General features: G+C 51.5%; 1 protein-coding gene. It reads left to right on the top strand.

The features are described 5' to 3' along the window. Nucleotides 1-1,395, top strand: a 1,395-nt coding sequence (locus ACZMB2_RS14250; protein WP_487597203.1) for a YodL domain-containing protein, incomplete at both ends; no start/stop codon positions are given.

Genomic DNA, 1,395 nt, shown 5'->3' with positions numbered 1-1,395 from the left:
GCTGAGAGCCAGTTTGGAGACCATCAATAAGACCTCCGGCACTTTGATCTCTGACATTGAGCGCCACTATAAGGAAATATGCAAAGAGCGTGGGATTGATCCCCATGCAAAGGCAGAGCCGGAAACCGCCCCGATAGAGCAGCCAACCGGCAATCTGACTTACTATGTGGCAGAGTGCATGGAGTTTCCAAACCTCGGAGAATACCACGATAACCTGTCTTTGGAGGAGGCGGTCCGCATCTATCAGGAAATTCCGGCAGAGCGAATGAACGGGATCAAAGGAATTGGTTTTGAGCTGAAAGACGGAAGCGACTATGAAGGACCGTTTCCGATTTTGACCGGGCAGACCATTGACCTGGACACTATTCAGGCAATCGACTATTACCGTGACAATCCGCTGGTACAGAAAGCGGTAAAGGAACTGGCTGCGACCATGCCGGAAATGGAGGTACTGGGGGCGGATGCCAACCAGCAGGAGGCTTTGTTTCTGATCAACGATACTACCTATCTTCATATCCAACCTTGTGACAGCGGATGGGACTACACTCTTTACGATGCTGCGTCCATGAAAGAGCTGGATGGTGGTCAGCTGGATATGCCGGAGCTTTCCTGCATGAAGGCAGTTCTCCAGATTTGTGATGATAACGATCTGGACAGCACTTCGCTCAGACGCGCTCCCTTGTCTATGGTTGAGACCTTGCAGGAAGCGGCCTATCAGCAGATGCAGGCAGAGACCAGTCAGATGACTGCCTCTTCCCAGCTGCCGGAAGCGCAGGAGCAGGCACTGGATGAATACCCCATGCCGGATGAGCAGGTATCCACACCGGATATGCAGGAATATGGCTACACCTATGATGGGATGCTCCCTGTTACCAGAGAACGGGCGCTGGAACTGGATGCCGCCGGTTTGACCGTCTATGTGCTGTATGAGGACAATACGGAGAGCATGGTGTTTGACCCGCAGGAAATCATGGATCATGGCGGTCTTTTCGGTGTGGACCATGAGGAATGGGAGAAAAGCCCTCAGTTCCACGAAAAGGTCATGGAGCGTCAGGAACATCAGCAGGAACGCGAACAGGCATTTCTCTCCCAGAACAGAGATTGCTTTGCCATCTATCAGGTAAGTCGTGACGATCCGCAGAATGTGCGCTTTATGAATCTGGACTGGTTAAAGTCCCATAACATTTCCATAGACCGCAGCAATTATGACCTCATTTACACAGCTCCTCTGAGGGAGTCTGGCACTGTGCCGGAGCAGCTGGAAAAACTCTATCAGCAATTCAATCTGGAAAAGCCCGTGGACTTTCACAGTCCCTCCATGAGCGTCAGCGACATCGTTGCGATCAGACAGGACGGTAAGGTATCCTGTCATTACTGTGACAGTGTTGGTTTTAC

Source organism: Hominiventricola sp., from assembly GCF_057604405.1.
This window is presented reverse-complemented; position numbering and strand designations above follow the sequence as displayed.